The following is a 15,266-nucleotide window of genomic DNA, read 5'->3' as shown; positions in this document are numbered from 1 at the left end:
TCCGTTATCCAGATACCACGGGGAGAAAACTCGGAATAATGGGTTGAATACAGAGGGCAGGATGGATATTCACCCTGCCCACACCACTATTTATTTAACGCGCTTTTGCGCCTCTTTAATCAGATTCTCCAAGGTTTCTGCCGGGGCGGAGAATTTACGGGCCATGATCATCGCAGCGATAATATAGGGCTTCCAGCTCGCCTCTTTGTAAGTGGCAATACGGTATTTCTCGAATACCCCTTCGGTTACTTCCCCTTCCTTGCAGGAGACACCGGAAATATCGGCGGGCAGGCAGTGCATATAGAGCGCTTCGCCACCCTTGGTGAGCTTCATCATCTCCTCGGTGCAGTGCCAATCCTTGTGCTTGGCGTTCTGCTCAAGACAATGTTTCTCCAGCTCTTTCAGGCCAGCGTGGTCATTGGCACGCAGCAACTCGGTGCGCTGCTCCATCACCTTGTAGGGGGCCCAGGACTTGGGATAGACGATATCGGCATCCTTGAAGGCCTCTTCCATCGAGGTGACCTGGCGGAAACTGCCGCCGGAAGCCTTGGCATTCTCCTTGGCCACTTCGATCACGTCCGGGATCAGGTCATACCCTTCCGGATGGGCCAGGGTCACGTCCATGCCAAAGCGTGTCATCAGACCGATGATGCCCTGCGGCACGGAGAGCGGCTTGCCGTAGCTGGGAGAGTAGGCCCAGGTCATCGCAATCTTCTTGCCCTTGAGGCTCTCCAGGCTGCCGAAGTGCTCCTGCAACCAAGCGAGATCAGCCATCGACTGGGTCGGGTGATCAATGTCGCACTGTAGGTTGACCAGCGCCGGACGCTGGGGCAGCACTCCCTTCTCGAACCCTTCATCCAGTGCGGCGCCCACTTCGCGCATATAGGCGTTGCCGGCACCGAGGAACATGTCGTCACGGATCCCGATGGCATCGGCGCAGAAGGAGATCATGTTGGCGGTTTCACGGACGGTTTCGCCGTGAGCGATCTGGGATTTGCCCTCATCCAGATCCTGCTGGGCCAGACCGAGCAGGTTCAGCGCAGAGGCGTAAGAGAAGCGGGTTCGGGTGGAGTTATCGCGGAAAACCGAGATACCGAGCCCGCTATTAAACAGTTTGGTGCAGATATTTTCGGCGCGCAGGGTCTTGAGGGATTCGGCCAGTTTCAATACCAGCTCCAGCTCCTGAGGCGTTTGCTCCCAGGTCAGCAGAAAATCTTTTTCATGCAGGTTGGATTTGAGTGCTCTGATCTCTTTGATTAATTCGTTAACTGCTTTCATCGTTCGCCCCAATAATTGGATGAGATATGGATAGCTCCCCTTTCACTCACGATGTCACCAGCATCCCGGTTGTGGGTGAGCGCGTCGGTTAGCGTCGATATGAGGCAATCAATAACCGTGCCAAACCAATAAAATGCAGGCAGATATTAATAAATGGCGAAAGTGTGTGATGCCACCCACAAAATCAGCGGCTATTTAAGCGGTTTATTCAATAAAAAGCTGAGCGGATCAGCCAAGCCATAAAATAGCCGAGTGATAATAATCAGAGGCGATATCTCGGCATCGGTGAGAATTATCATCAAAGGCCCGTTTCAGGGGCTGAAATGATATCAGCTGGGCTGTCGTTATCATTATGATAATGCCGTGCAGCGACTTGCTCTTTTGTTACCACATCTTCTGCAGAAATGTCACTGCCATCTCGCATCCCTTGCACTCTCCACCCGTATCGCCTCTCGCCTTATCTTCCGGCCACATTGCTGGGCGCGGTTGGCCCAAGGTGCTAACGTGAATACGCCAGCTGCGCATCTGTATCGGATGCTCAGAAGAGGCCGACGTTCACGACCGCAACTGCGCGGATGAACCTGCATGACTTACATCTTTGAGGGATTATCTATGTCCAAGAATGCTGCTCTGCTCATCACCCTGACCCTGCTCGGGATCGCCCCTGCCCACGCCATCAGCGCCAAATATGCCGAGCAGCTGGAGCGCTCCGGCTGCACCCAGGTCACCGAGGCGCAGGGCTGTGACATTCACAAAACCAAAGCGGAAAATGCCAAGGCGGGATTTAGCACGGCCGCCCCAGCCGCGGAGGGCGGTCTGAATCTCAGCTATGAGCAGAAGCTGGAGCGCTCGGGCTGCACTCAGGTGAGCGAGCTCAATGGCTGCGATATCAACAAAACCAAGGCTGAGAACGCAGCTGCCGGTGTTGGCAATGCTCCGGCCGCGGCAACCAGCGCCAGCCCCTATGCGGGCAACTGGATCGCCACCTTCCCCCAAACCGGCGCCACCGTGGCTAATATCCGCATCGATGGCAAGGATCAGGTGTGGGTCAACGACAAGAAGGTCAATGCCAAGAAATCCGATGGTGCGCTGGTGTTCAAGGATGGCATGGTCATCTACACCATTCAGGGGGATCGCCGTATCAAGGGTGAAGATGGCTGGGTCGATAATGATGCCGGCACCAAGGGGCCCATCAACGCCAAGTAAACAGCTGACCACAAAATGACGGGGAGCGCGGGCTCCCCGTTTCACACCTGATTGCCCATCGCTTCCAATGACCAGCTCCACCAGCGAGGCGCCAGAATCAATACCTCCTGCTCCAGCCAAGTCCCGTCTGTGATCAGTTTATCGAGCCAGGGAACGCCTGCCAACGCGCCATGACTATCGACCTGATCAGCCTGCTTAGTCACACGCCAGGGCACCTTGCCACTGTCCGTCGCAAAGGTGCGTACCGGACGGGCATAGTGATCCAGATAAGGTTGCAGCTCACAGGGAAGCCAGAGCATGGCCGGTCGATTTAGCTCGCGCGCCAGCTCGATGGCAATATCGATACCCCGTTGATCGAGATCGCCAAAATGGGCCCACTGCACGCCCGCAGGCAGCAGCGGGATCAGCTGTTTGGCCAGGGTGGTATTGCGACCGGGGGCAAAAAGCAGCAGTTGCCCGGGTTGCAGCGGGTAGTCGACAAAGGCCCCCTTGTTCTCCACCGTAATGACCCGCTCCCCTTGCCAACCGATGGCAGCCAGCATGCCCAGAGTCCGCTCCGGCAACGCCAACTCTCCCAACAACGCCATCATTGCAGTCATATCGTGCTGCTGACCCTGCAGATCGACCAGTGAGAGCGGTTCGAGGGTACGGATGCGGATCACCTCATCCTGCGTGAGCGACAATTCCGCAAGCAGTGGCGCGGCAAGGGATGCTGACCGCGGATGCTTGCTGTCCCCATGCCAGAGGGCATAAAAGCAGGCCTGATTGAGCCGTGCAGGCAAACTCACTCCCATTCGTTGCAGCTGCTCCCCCTTGTCCGGTTCGGGGGGCGCAGCCCGTGCCAGTTGTCCGGTCAGATAAGTCCGCCCCGCGTCGGTCAACGCATAATGAGCACCTCGGCCAACCGGCTTGATCCCGGCCACTGCCTGCAACAGATGCTTCAACTCGCGGCCATGCCGACTCTCAAGGGAGCAGCCCTTTCCGTTCTGGCTATCGAGCAACCGTGCACACAAATCCTGTACCCGCATCTCATCAAACAGCGACATCCTCACCTCTCCATGTGGCTTCATATGACGAAGTAGAGGTGATTTTCCCTGTCATTACCGTGACCGGCTTCGCAAGCGGTTCTTATCAGCCCCGCCATGCATAGCCCGTACTGGTAAACCCGCTACAAAGGGCGCAAGCTGGTTTGATATAGAGATACGCTGCGCTCTTCGCGGCACGACAACGCGATACCCGCTTTCACAAGGGCTTGCCATGACCGACGCCACAGACCCATCGCCATCCTCTTCTTGGCATCTTTCGGATATCCGCGAGCTGGCGCACCTGCTGACTCTGGCGCTGCCCGCCGCGGTAGAGATCACCGAAGCGGTACATCAGGCGGTACTGAGCGGTATGGGGCTCAAGGGACGGGATGAGGGAAAAACAGCCGGGATCACCGGGCTGGTCTACAAGGGGGTACACGGCACCGCCAACACCCTGGGCAGCGGTATCAACCATCTGCTCAGCCGCCTGCCAGCCACTCCGCCGCCCCACCAGATCCCCGAAACCCCGAAACGTGCAGCCCTGATCGCCACCCTCAACGGCGTATTGGGGGACAAGCTGGTCGAGCACCACAATGCCCTCGCCACCCCCATGACCCTGCGCTATCAGGGCAAGCCCCTCGATTGGCAGGCGATGCCAAAGGATCTACCCCGCGAGGGACGGGTGCTGCTGATGATCCATGGCCTCTGCATGAACGATCTGCAGTGGCAGACCGAGCATCAAGGCAAGCCGGTCAATCACGGGGAGCAACTTGCCAACGAGCTTGGCTATCAGCCTCTTTACCTGCGCTACAACTCGGGCCTGCCCATCGTACAAAACGGGCAGCAACTTGCCCTGTTGCTGGAGCAGTTGCTCGCCCACTGGCCGGGAGAGCTCAAAGAGATAACGATAATGGGCTACAGCATGGGCGGACTGGTTGCCCGCAGCGCCTGCCACCATGCCAGCCAGGCCGGGCTCACCTGGCCTGCGCACCTTGCCAACCTGATATTTCTCGGCACACCACACCACGGCGCGCCGCTCGAACATGTCGGTCACTGGCTGGAGCAGTTGCTGCCCGCCACCGCCTACAGCGAGCCCTTCGTCAGGCTGGCACGGCTGCGCAGTGCAGGCATCAGGGATCTGCGCCACGGCAAGGTGATCGATGAGGTAGCCATACCCGATCCCGCCGCGCCCTTGCGCGATCCCCGCATCCCACTCCCCTTGCCCGGTGGCGTCAACTGCTATGCCACTGCCGCGACCACTGCCGCCAAGCGCAGCCTGCTGGCCGACCGGCTGATAGGCGATGGACTGGTGCCCCTTCGCAGCGCCCTCGGCCAGCACAGCGAGGCGCGCCATCAGCTGACTTTTCTTCCTGCCCATACCTTGATTGTCTATCACACCAGTCATATGGCCCTGCTCGGCAGCCCGCAGGTTGGCCAGCAACTGCTGCGCTGGCTCAGCCCCTTGCAGCTATAACGCGCTGGCTATTAAAGCAACAGAGTGCTGGTTCACAAGGTATCCCTGTGGCACTCTGAGACGTCAAAGGGAAGACCCACACTGACACCTCATGTGTCCCCACTGCAAAGGAGCGCCACGATGGCCAAAGCAAGCAAGAAAGAGATCAAGAAGAAGATCGTCGCTCGTCTTGAGAAAATTGCCAAGCATGAAGGCAAGATCAAGAAGCTGAAGAAGGCCCTGAAGTAGGGCCCACCGCATATGAAAAACCGCCAGCTGGCGGTTTTTTCATCCCGATTTTCGCCCCTTTACCATCGTTTTGATACCAATGGCCTTGATGTAAACGCCTCAAGCGCACATCAGCAAAACAACCCGGCTGAAACCACGCACGTTCTCATCACCGCTATTTGGTCTAACAGCGCCAATCGGGCGCCGCGCCCATCCTTACCAGCAACTACCTTCAACTGAGTGTTTGATATGAGCCAGCAGTGGAGCGCCATATGTACTCTTACACCCTCACCTTCAGGGAAGATGTCGATCGCCTGACCGCCCCCGAGCAAGAGATTACCTTGCAGAGCCCCGCTCAGGCGGGGGATTTTATTATTCTCTCCGACGGCAGCCGCCATCAGGTGATGTTTGTCACCCACCGCGCCCACTACAGCAGCCTCTATCTCGATAAAGGGGTCAGGGTACCGCAGAGTTAGTGGCTATCGCCTTTAATTGATGGGGCTGGGTGAAATATTCACGCCGTTGACGTAATAATCATCGCATCATGTCAACGTTCCTTTATCTCTATCACGATATATCTGAGGAAGCGCGATGAAAAAATCCAACATTGTCTTATATCAAATTAAATTTATTTAGCCACGAAAAAACAAATCATACCTCACAAAAACAAATCACCATCACTCAATATCATTGACCACACCCTTGGCGCGTTATAACAATTACTTTGCTGAACATATTTATTCGCAAGTCATTATTAGTGATGGAGTTATCACAATGAATAAAGTTATCTTACCCATAGCATTAATTACCTGTGCCACGCTCGCTCACGCAGAGTCCAGTACTATTATCAACGGTCTGGATTTTGGTCCATTAGCTCAGTTGGCTGGCACATGGAAAAGCACCGATGCTGGTGGTGTAGATGTAGCACCCGGCCAGGAGGGCAGCAAAGTAGGAAAAGGGGGACCAGCAGTGGAACCCTTTTACGAAATCATCACCTTTGAACCGGCGGCCGATGCAAAAAATGCCAGCGAACAATATCTGGTAGCCATGTATTACAAGCAGGAAGTATTCAGAAAAAGCGATAATGGGAAATTTCATGACCAACGCGGTTATCTGATTTATGACAAGACCAATCAGCTTGTTTACAACTCATACTGTATACCTCGTGCAGTCTGTGTGGTCACTGAAGGCAAAGCGGGTAACAAAATCGAGTTCAAGACGGGCAAGCGCGGTATTGCGGAAAGCAATTATATGACCATTAATGATTCCACCGCGGATTTCTCGATGACTCTGGACTTCTCAGAGAAAAATCTCCTCAAATACAGTCAAACCACCAACCTGATGGTGTATGGCAAGCCATTCGCACACTCCGATAGTGCATCCCTGACCAGAACCAATTGATGTTTCATGGCCAAGGTATTCATTATCTTGGCTTTTTTATATTCGTCGATAGTCTATCCTGATGGCATCCTTATCCCACTCGGGATTGAGCACACCGGCATACCAGAGTGTCAGAATGACATCCATCTGATTGTTATGCTTCACAACCTTGCCGCTCTTACAGGCCGAGAGCACCTCCAGCCATAACTGCTCGGGATTGATCGGTTTGGTAATATCCTTGTGTGACAATAAATCAATGGCAGCCAACACATATGCTCTGGTTTTGGTCGCAGCTACATAATGAACTGGCATGATGCAACTGATACAACCAAGACTGCAAAGAGTCAGAAACGTGACCTTTGGATTATTTTTAAATTTACCTGTACTGATATCATCACCAAATGCTTCAGCAATAGCCATATCCCAGGCGGTGACATGACCGTAATTATTCTGAACCATCAGATGAACAGCTCTCAGCGCTGCTCCACCGTATTTACCATAGATAATCATCACTAATCCCTCCGTTTGCCACATAGTAAGGTCAAACAGGCGAGATAGGCTAAAATAAATATCAATCACGACCATCGAGTTTTTCCATTGATAACAAATCCATTTGTAGCTGAATTAAATATTGATCCAAATCAATGTTATATCTTTATCTACCGAAAGGCTGACTGGTCGATGTCAGCCTCCCAATATCATTCATCAACATCCATTTTCGTGTATAAACAGGTCCCCCCAGCCTAGAGCACCTCTATTTTTACATTGATAATCCCGTCACGAATATTGCCGATGGCACTAAACGCAGATTTGGAGAGATCGATAATACGTCCCTTTTTAAAGGCGCCGCGGTCATTGACCTTGACCACTACACTCTTGCCGTTGGCGAGGTTGGTGACCCGCACCATGGAGCCAAAGGGCAATTCCATATGGGCGGCGCTATTGAGGTTGTTACGATATAACTCGCCGCTGGCGGTCTTTTTGCCGTGATAGCGGTCGGCATAATAGCTGGCATAGCCGGTTTCGCTATAGCCGCGCCAGCTGCCGCCGTGACTCTCGTCATAACGGCTGCTACAGGCCGCCAGCAGCAGGCAAAGAGATAACAGCAGCCCTTTCTGGATATGTTGCACCTTTCCCCTCTCCTCTCTTCTTCTTTCCACTCTGCGCTATTTTTGCATCTTCGATGCGGCCGGTGACACTGGCGGCATGTTCGCAAGCAACTTCTCGCCTTATTGTCAGGCCGCAGCGATGGTGCGGCTACTTTGCCATATCTTCCATGTAAAAAGGGAGGCAAATGCCTCCCTTTCAACTAGTTACCGGTCATCCCGTGCCGGGATGAGCCAGAGACGTCTCAGGCAATCAGCTTGTCGTCGGCAAAGCCGAAGCCACGCAGGCCCACCACATGCACATGCTCGTGCTTGCCCTGCACCTTGCGGATGAGCTTGTAGGTGGTGCCCTTCTCCGGGCTGATGTTCTCGGGCGCCGCGATAAGCAGCTGCATATCCTGCCGCTCGCACAGCTCGAACAGGGTGGCGATGGATTTGCCATCCAGACGGGCCGCTTCGTCGAGGAACAACAGGCGGCAGGGGGCGATATCCTTGCCGCGCAGACGGCGGGACTCCTCCTCCCAGCTGATCAGCACCATCAAGAGGATGGCCTGACCGGTACCGATCGCCTCGCCGGTGGAGAGCGCGCCGCTCTCGGCACGCAGCCAGCCATCGGCCCCGCGCTGCACCTCGATCTCCAGCTCCAGATAGTTGCGATAGTCGAGCAGCACGTCGCCCATCACCTGATAGCTGCGATCCCCCTGCTCGATCTGAGGATTGAGGCGCTGGAACAGCTTGGCCATCGCCTCGGAGAAGCTGAGCTCCTTGTCGGCGAACAGATCGTTGTGCATGGCGGTTTGATCGGCCAGCGCCGTCAGCAGACGGGTGTGGGCCTCGCGGATATTGACGTTGAGGCGCACCCCGCGCACCAGACCGAAGGCAATGTTCTGCAAGCCCTGATTGAGCACCCGGATGCGGTTCTGCTCGCGGCGGATGATGTTGGTGATCTTGGCCGCCACCTCGTGGGAGGAGAGCGACAGATGGGTTTCCCGCTGCTTGAGCTCGTCAGCCAGACGGGCCAGCTCGATCTCCATCTCCTCGATCGCTTCCACCGGATCATCGGAGCGGATAATGTCGTTGCGAATGCGATCCTTGAGGTAACGGTAGACCTGCACGTAGAAGGCCACCTTCTGCTCGGTGCTGCGGTTGCCCTCGGAGAGACGCAGCGCATCGCGCAGGGCCTCGTCGTGGGCCACCGCCACCCGCAGGGCGCCGAGGGCCTTGTCCGACATGGAGCGCAGCTCGTCGCTGTCAAGATACGCCAGCTCGCGCTTATTTAAACGCTTCTCGACGTCGGTCTCCCGCGCCAGCCGCACTACCCGCGACCAGCTCGCCTTGTGGCCCACCAGAGATTTACGGGCGCTGTAGTAATCCTTGCCTTCGAGCTTGAGACGACCGCCAAGGGATTCGATCTCGCGCTTGGTGACCTGCAACTGGGCCTCGGCGCTGGTGCGACGGGAACGGGTGCGGATCAGCAGCTCTTCAATCTCTTTCTTGTGAGCGCGCGCCTTCTCTTCCATATCGTCAGAGAGGGTCAGCCCCATGGCCGCCAGCTCCTGCTCGAACTCGGTCAGGGTCTGGCGCTTGGCCTCGACGCTGGAGTTAAGCGCAGTGCGCAGCTGCAACGCCTCGGTGTGACGTTGGGCAATCTGCTTGTGCTGCTCGCCGGCGGTGCGGGCTGCCAGCTCGGCCGCTTTCAGCTTCTCTTTGAGTCGCTCGCTCATCTCGGAGGCCTTGCCCAGCAGGTCTTGCGCATCCTGATAGGCAAAGTGCGGCAGACGGGCCACCAGCTGATCGAGGGCGTAGCAACGGCGTTTCTGCTCGGCCAGCAGATCGCTCACTTCATCATAGGCAGCCTGCAACGCAGCCAGATCCTGCGGATCCTGACGCAGCACCTGCACCATGGTTTCCAGTTTTTCCAGCGATTTGCCGTGTTTGGCGATAAAGGCTTCGGCCTGTTTCAGCGCGTCCACGTCAGCATGAGCCGCCTCGAGGCGGGCCGCCAGATCAGTCTCGGCAAACAGGTGGGCAAAGGGCAGCATCCCCTGTACCAGCTGGATATGGCGGGTCAGCTGGGCGGCGGCCGCTTTGGCATCACTCAGCTGCTTGTCGCACTCGCCGATGGCCCCTTGCAGCGCGCGCAGTTCGGCCTGTTTGGCCTGCACTTCGGCTTCGGGGTCGGGGCGGAAGGCGATATCCAGATGCTGACCGATAAAGTCGCGGAAGTGACCGTAGAGACGGTGGTACTTCTGCTGCTCGAAGGCGGCCTTGGCGTAACCCTCGATGAGACCTTCGCGCTCAAGATCGAGCTGCTCGATCCGCTTTTCCCGGGCGGCGCGACCAAACAGCGGCAGCTCGGGGTAGCGGGAGAAGCGCACCTGACGCTTGCTGGTACGCACCAGCACGGCGTCCCCCAGCTCGTCCGCTTCCACCAGATCCTCGTCAAAGGAGTCGGGGTTGCCCTGAATCAGGTAGATATCTTCCGGGCAATCTTCCAGCTTTTTCAGCCGCTCGATGGCACCCTCAAGGTCGAGCACCACCAAAGCGCTGCGAGCCGGGCCGTAGAGCGCGGAGTAGTAAGGAGCATCGTCGATGGAGATGTCGTCATAGACGTCGGAGAGCAGCACGCCCCCCACCTGCTCGGCAATGCGGGCAAGACGGGGATCCGCCTCGCCTGCTCCCAACTGCAGGTTGCGAATTTGCAGCTCCAGCGCCTGTTTCTGCGCCGCGATACGGTTGCTCTCCTGCTCGAACTCGCGCTCCTTGTCGAGCACTGTCTGCATACCGGCCGAAAGCTCTTCGGCGGTAGCGAGCGGCAGACCGCTCTGCTCGCGCAGCTGCTCGAGTTTTTCAAAAGATTTCAGCCAGCGCGGCGCCAGCTTGGTCAGCTCCGCAATATCACGGCCCAGCTGGGTGCCCTGATGCTCGAGGCTGGCGCGGCGCTGGTTCACCTCCGCCTGCTGTCCGGAGAGCTCCTCCTGACGAGTGCGCTGGGCTTCGAGGAAGATCTCCAGCTCATCGCTGCTGGCGATAAGCTGGCCAGAGGCCTGCTGCAGCTCGTCACGCAGCTTGAAGAGACTCTTCTGGCTTTCGCTCTCTTTCTCGAGGCGAGCCAGCGCAGCGCGCAGCCCCTGCCCCTGGGCAATGCGGGCCTTGTCTTCGATGTGACGCTTGAGCAGCGCCTGCGCGGTGGGCCAAGCAGCCTCGCGCACTGTCTCCGGGGCGATACTGAGCAGCAGCGCCAGCGCCGCTTCGTGCTCGGCCACCGCCGCCTTGGCCAGCGCCAATTGCTGTTCGGCCCCCAGCACCCGGCTGGTGAGGCTCTGCTCGGCGCTACGGAACTGATGCAGGGTGTCGCTCGCCTGTTCGGCGGTCAGCCCCGGCAGCTCGCACTGCTCGCGTGCAGCATCGAGAGCCTGCACCGCCTGACGGTATTGGATGGCGCGGGTCTGCTGGATATCGAGCGCCTGCTGGTAGTCGGCCAGCTGGGTCTTGAGGCTGTCTACTTCTGCCTGCGCCAGCTCCTTGCGCTCTTCCACTTCCAGCAGCTGGCCGTGGATCTCCTCCACCACCGCCTGCTGCTGCTCGAGTTTGTCAGAGAGATCCGCCAGATCGGCGCGGTACATCTCGATCTTCTTCTGCAAACTGACAGCCGCCATCACCTTGGCAAGGTGCTCGGAGGCAGACTCCAGCTCGTCGGTCAGCAGTTTCTCACGGTTGGTGAGCTGCTCCACCTCGTCGGCCAGATAGATGGCGCGCTGTTTCTCTTCGGCCAGAATGCGGCGCTTGTCGGCCAGCTCCTGGCGCGCCTTGAGGGCCAGCTCGGAGAGACGGCTCTTCTCGGCGGCGTTGCGCACATAGTCCGCTGCCACATAGTGGGTGGTTTCGGTGATCAGGTTCTTGAACAGATCCCGCTGACCCTGGGTCTCCTTGATTGCCTCCAGCGTGCGGCGGTTTTCATAGATGGCCGCCTCCATGTCTGCAAACGCCTTGCGCACCCCAGAGTTCTCCGGCAGCAGGTATTCGCGCAGGGAACGGCTGATGGACGAGGAGATACCGCCGTAGAGAGAGGCTTCGATCAGGCGATAGAACTTGCCGCGATCCTTCTGGTCACGCAGCTTCTTCGGGGTGATGCCGAACTCGAACATGAAGTTGTGATAGTCGGTCACCGTATTGAACTTGGCGACTTTCAGCGCACCCAGCTCGGCGGCCGCCCCTTTCAGGTCGGTAAAGGCGCGTACCCGCCCCTTGCCGCCATCAAGCTTCTCCAGCAGCAGATCGGTCGGCGCCAGATTCTCCGGCACATCCACCAGCGCAAACGGGGTGATGTTGACCTTGTTGTCGCGGTTGGCCACCTGTTCGAGGTGAACGCCGACCCAGATCCGCTGTTCGCGGCTGTTCATCACTTCCAGCAGGGAATAGCAGTGGCCGCGCTGCAGCTTGCCGTAGAGCCCCTTGTCACGGGAGGCGCTGCTCGATCCCGCTTCCGTGGTATTGCGGAAGTGAAGCAGTGACTGGTCGGGGATGAGCGCCGCGATAAAGGCCGCCATGGTGGTGGACTTGCCCGCGCCATTGCCGCCGGAAAGAGTGGTGACCAGCTGGTCGAGATCGAAGGTCCGGGCAAAGAAGCCGTTCCAGTTGACCATGGTCAGGGATTTGAACTTGCCTCGCACCGGTTATACCTCCAGATCCAGTTGTTCTTCATCGAGATCCGCCTCGATGTCATCAAAGAGCGAGTCGCTGCTCGGCATTTCGTCGTCGTGGAAGATGGCTTCACCCTCCTGGATCATCCGCAGCTGAACGGCGCGCGGATCTTCATCGGAGCGCACGTCGGCGGCGAAACGGAACACCGATTCGTTGACCCGGAATTTATCCCCGTTACCAAGAGCGGTGATCATGCCAAGGCGGCGCAGACGGCGCATGGAGGTACGGATCTTTTCGAGCAACTTCTTCTTGTCGAGATCGGTACCGCCGGAGCGGCTGTTGACCATCCGCAGCAGCTGCTTCTCGTCAGCGAGGCTCAGCACCTCCTCTTGCAGCTCGGCCATGGCAAATACCCCTTCCGAGGCGAGACGATCCGGACTCAGGTAGAGGTAGCAGAGCACCTTGCCCACCAGCATATCGAGCTCGGAGAGCACAGTCGTGCCGATGTCGGAGCTCGGGCGCGGGCGCAGGTAGAAGAAGCCTTCCGGCGCCTTGATCAGCTCCACCTGATAGCGGCCGTAGAAGATCTCCAGCTCGCTGTGATATTCGAGCAGCGCCGAATGCTGCTCGAACTCGTCGGCACTGATGTGGCGACCGGAGCGCAAGGCTGTGTCGATGCGCGGAAACAAGGGGTTGGCAATCACCTCTGCGAGGCGCAGCGGCAAGGGAAACTCAGAATTGATCAATGACATAGGCCTGAACCTTGGATCCAGCTTGGTTAATGGGTTTCCATGCGGGTTGGCGATGCAGTTCGCGCTCGCCGCTGGCATGGCCCAGGCGCACGGCCTGGTCGATCAGAAGACGCGCCACATCGAAGTGGGCATGAGCCGGGTAGTCCAGCAGGTATTCCCGCAGCACATCGGCCAAGTCCAGCTGCTGGCCCTGCTCGGGGTAGCGGGCCAGATAGCGCTCGATGCGCTCGGCCAGCTCCTGGTTGATATCCACCATCTCGACATACTCCATCTCGAGTGGCACCTCACCGGTCACCTCCTCGTCGTGGATGGCGATGGTTTCGTCGCGCAGCTCCAGCAGACGGGGCTCTTCAGCCACCCGCAGCTGCCAGTTGTGTTGCTCGAAATTGCGGATGGACTCGCGCAGCCGCTGGCTGAAGGCGCGGTTCTTGTCCATGTCGATGGCGTTGCGGATAAATTTGTGGACGTGCCTGTCGTAGCGGGACCAGAGCTCGATGCACTGCTGACCCCAGCTGGTGATGACGTCAAGGCGCCCTTGCAAGGCGTGAGTCAGCTCCTCGACGTGGAACAGATCGTCGCGCCCCTGCGCTGCTTCCTGAATATTGAGCAGCCCCGCCTGCAGGCGGTGACCGGCAGCATCCAGGGTATCTTGCAGCTCGCGCAGGGTCTGGCCGGTCTCGTGCAGCAGCTTTTCGCAGCTGTGAATGGCATCGACCCAGTTCTGGGTCAGCAGGGCCGCAATCTCGCTTTTGACCTGATTCTGCTGCTCATCCATGGCGCGCTGGGTGAGATCGATGCGCCCCAGGGTCTCTTCCAGCGAGAAGGTGAGGCGCGGCAGCACCTCGGCATCCCACTGCTCGCGGGTGTTGGTTTCAAGCGCCGCCTTGCGGGCGGTGTCGAGCTCGGCAGCCAGGTGCTCGAGCAGAATGGAGAGCTTGATGGAGTCAACCTGACGCTGATCCATAAAGAAGTCGACGATGCTCACACCCAGACGCGACAGGCGGTAGAGGCTCTCCCCCGCCACCATGTCGGTGTTGAAACGCGACAGCAGCTGCTGACGAATGAGATCGTTGATGGCGTTGTTGGCGCGACCGGTGAGGGTCTCGTCCATCTGGCCGAAGGCGCTGCTGACATAGCCAAAGGCATCGTGCAGCGCCGCTTCCGACAGGTCCGACTCATCTTCGGACAGGGTCTTGATTGCAATCAGAAAGGCCAGCCGGTCGGTCGGCAGGCTCAGCGCCAACCCCTCCTGCCTGACCCATCCCACCATCTCTGGCAGGGTACGGGATGTACTCATCATGATGTTGTCATCTCGTTGTTGTATTGGGCGCAAAATCATGCGCGCGGCTACATCCGGTAGCATCGAAAACATGGTTCACATCGACGTGAACAGCGAGCAATCAGCTGGCCGGCTTCTGGGCCATCACATGGATATAGCGACCGAGGGAGACAAAAGGCTCCTGACGGCAATATTGCTGCTCCATGGCCAGCAGATCGTCGAACTTCTCCACCTGATCCTGCTTGTGACGCATATAGTCGTGGATGACCCGCACCCCCGTCTTGCCGATGATGCGCAGCCCCCCGCGACCAATCCAGTCATAGACCAGCTCCGGCAATTGGGGATTGGTGGGCGTAAGCGCTGTCTGCCGCTTCTTGCGAAGGCCAAGGCGCACATAGTCAAAATTGCCCACCACCAAGCTCTGGAACAGCAAGCCATGACGGTTGTAGAAAAGCAGCGACAGTATGCCCCCGGCATTGACGAAAGGGAACAGACCCAGCAAGGTCTGGCGCGGCTCGGCGAGCCACTCCAGCACCGCATGGCAGAGCACCAGATCAAAGGTACCGGTCACGTGTTGCTTCAGATCCTGAATGGGGCAATGGATGAGACGGATTTTGTCTTCCAGCCCCTTCTCGGCGATCTGGCTGCGGGCCAGTTCCAGCATTTCTGCTGACAGATCGCACAGCTCCACCTGATGGCCCATGGCCGCCAGCTTCTGGGCGAAATAACCAAACCCGCCCCCCGCATCGAGGATGCGCAGCGGTCGGTTGCCAAGGCGGGCCAGGCAGGCTTCGATGTCGCTCCAGACAATGGTGGTGCGGATGCGCCCCTTGGTGGAGTCGTAAATGTTGCGGGCGAACTTGTCGGCGCGCCCGTCAAAACTCTGATCGTGCTTCAAGGAGAAACTCAACATTA

At 57.9% G+C, this 15,266-nt stretch carries 12 protein-coding genes; 4 read left to right on the top strand and 8 right to left on the bottom strand.

Going from position 1 to position 15,266, the window contains the following annotated elements:
* Positions 1-90 precede the first annotated feature (90 nt).
* Entirely contained in the window at positions 91-1,278 is a 1,188-nt protein-coding gene (ygeW, locus tag G5154_RS00440) for a knotted carbamoyltransferase YgeW (protein ID WP_005336811.1), read from the bottom strand.
* Positions 1,279-1,890: 612 nt separating this feature from the next.
* Here ygeW and G5154_RS00435 point away from each other — a divergent pair.
* Positions 1,891-2,484 (top strand): hypothetical protein, encoded by a 594-nt coding sequence (locus G5154_RS00435; protein WP_421250062.1) that lies wholly within the window; start codon positions 1,891-1,893, stop codon positions 2,482-2,484.
* A 41-nt stretch (positions 2,485-2,525) separates the two neighbouring features.
* On the opposite strand, the gene G5154_RS00430 is transcribed toward G5154_RS00435, so the two are convergent.
* Complete coding sequence (locus G5154_RS00430) at positions 2,526-3,530, bottom strand: Wadjet anti-phage system protein JetD domain-containing protein (protein ID WP_421250061.1); 1,005 nt, start codon at positions 3,528-3,530, stop codon at positions 2,526-2,528.
* A 211-nt stretch (positions 3,531-3,741) separates the two neighbouring features.
* Here G5154_RS00430 and G5154_RS00425 point away from each other — a divergent pair, with 211 nt between their 5' ends.
* From G5154_RS00425 to G5154_RS00415, 3 genes are all read left to right on the top strand, one after another.
* Positions 3,742-4,983 (top strand): esterase/lipase family protein, encoded by a 1,242-nt coding sequence (locus G5154_RS00425; RefSeq protein WP_421250060.1) that lies wholly within the window; start codon positions 3,742-3,744, stop codon positions 4,981-4,983.
* Between the two features lie 479 nt (positions 4,984-5,462).
* Positions 5,463-5,666: a hypothetical protein gene (locus G5154_RS00420; RefSeq protein ID WP_005345744.1), complete on the top strand. Its 204-nt coding sequence runs from the start codon at positions 5,463-5,465 to the stop codon at positions 5,664-5,666.
* A 298-nt stretch (positions 5,667-5,964) separates the two neighbouring features.
* On the top strand, positions 5,965-6,591 hold the full coding sequence (locus tag G5154_RS00415) for a heme-binding beta-barrel domain-containing protein (protein WP_236348320.1): 627 nt from the start codon (positions 5,965-5,967) through the stop codon (positions 6,589-6,591).
* Positions 6,592-6,627: 36 nt separating this feature from the next.
* On the opposite strand, the gene G5154_RS00410 is transcribed toward G5154_RS00415, so the two are convergent.
* The 6 genes from G5154_RS00410 to cmoM all read right to left on the bottom strand — a co-directional run bounded on the left by G5154_RS00410 (position 6,628) and on the right by cmoM (position 15,249).
* Positions 6,628-7,155, bottom strand: coding sequence for a DUF6979 family protein (locus G5154_RS00410; protein WP_421250059.1), 528 nt, complete (start codon positions 7,153-7,155; stop codon positions 6,628-6,630).
* A gap of 158 nt (positions 7,156-7,313) precedes the next feature.
* Entirely contained in the window at positions 7,314-7,700 is a 387-nt protein-coding gene (locus G5154_RS00405) for a septal ring lytic transglycosylase RlpA family protein (protein ID WP_421250058.1), read from the bottom strand.
* Positions 7,701-7,921: 221 nt separating this feature from the next.
* Positions 7,922-12,349 carry a chromosome partition protein MukB gene (gene mukB, locus G5154_RS00400; RefSeq protein WP_421250057.1) on the bottom strand — a complete coding sequence of 1,476 codons (4,428 nt, stop codon included), beginning with the start codon at positions 12,347-12,349 and terminating at the stop codon, positions 7,922-7,924.
* A 3-nt stretch (positions 12,350-12,352) separates the two neighbouring features.
* The gene (gene mukE, locus G5154_RS00395) at positions 12,353-13,072 is read right to left on the bottom strand and encodes a chromosome partition protein MukE (protein ID WP_421250056.1); all 720 of its coding nucleotides are present in this window, start codon (positions 13,070-13,072) and stop codon (positions 12,353-12,355) included.
* Positions 13,053-14,372: a chromosome partition protein MukF gene (mukF, locus tag G5154_RS00390; RefSeq protein WP_041207658.1), complete on the bottom strand. Its 1,320-nt coding sequence runs from the start codon at positions 14,370-14,372 to the stop codon at positions 13,053-13,055. Before mukF ends, mukE begins: the two co-directional genes overlap by 20 nt.
* Positions 14,373-14,472: 100 nt before the next feature.
* Entirely contained in the window at positions 14,473-15,249 is a 777-nt protein-coding gene (gene cmoM, locus G5154_RS00385) for a tRNA uridine 5-oxyacetic acid(34) methyltransferase CmoM (protein ID WP_407959415.1), read from the bottom strand.
* Positions 15,250-15,266: the final 17 nt, after the last annotated feature.

The organism is Aeromonas sp. 600527, assembly GCF_049175415.1.
GTDB classification, from domain to species: Bacteria; Pseudomonadota; Gammaproteobacteria; order Enterobacterales; family Aeromonadaceae; genus Aeromonas; species Aeromonas veronii_A.
Note: the sequence above shows the minus strand (reverse complement) of the source record. Positions and strands in the feature narration are given on the sequence as shown.

What these genes read in the sequence shown, in the direction of transcription:
- G5154_RS00430 (WP_421250061.1), bottom strand. Translation starts at nt 3,530, where the DNA reads ATGTCGCTGTTTGATGAGATGCGGGTACAGGATTTGTGTGCACGGTTG.
- mukE (WP_421250056.1), bottom strand. Translation starts at nt 13,072, where the DNA reads ATGTCATTGATCAATTCTGAGTTTCCCTTGCCGCTGCGCCTCGCAGAG.
- G5154_RS00420 (WP_005345744.1), top strand. Translation starts at nt 5,463, where the DNA reads ATGTACTCTTACACCCTCACCTTCAGGGAAGATGTCGATCGCCTGACC.
- G5154_RS00435 (WP_421250062.1), top strand. Translation starts at nt 1,891, where the DNA reads ATGTCCAAGAATGCTGCTCTGCTCATCACCCTGACCCTGCTCGGGATC.
- mukF (WP_041207658.1), bottom strand. Translation starts at nt 14,372, where the DNA reads ATGATGAGTACATCCCGTACCCTGCCAGAGATGGTGGGATGGGTCAGG.
- ygeW (WP_005336811.1), bottom strand. Translation starts at nt 1,278, where the DNA reads ATGAAAGCAGTTAACGAATTAATCAAAGAGATCAGAGCACTCAAATCC.
- G5154_RS00415 (WP_236348320.1), top strand. Translation starts at nt 5,965, where the DNA reads ATGAATAAAGTTATCTTACCCATAGCATTAATTACCTGTGCCACGCTC.
- G5154_RS00410 (WP_421250059.1), bottom strand. Translation starts at nt 7,155, where the DNA reads ATGGTCGTGATTGATATTTATTTTAGCCTATCTCGCCTGTTTGACCTT.
- G5154_RS00425 (WP_421250060.1), top strand. Translation starts at nt 3,742, where the DNA reads ATGACCGACGCCACAGACCCATCGCCATCCTCTTCTTGGCATCTTTCG.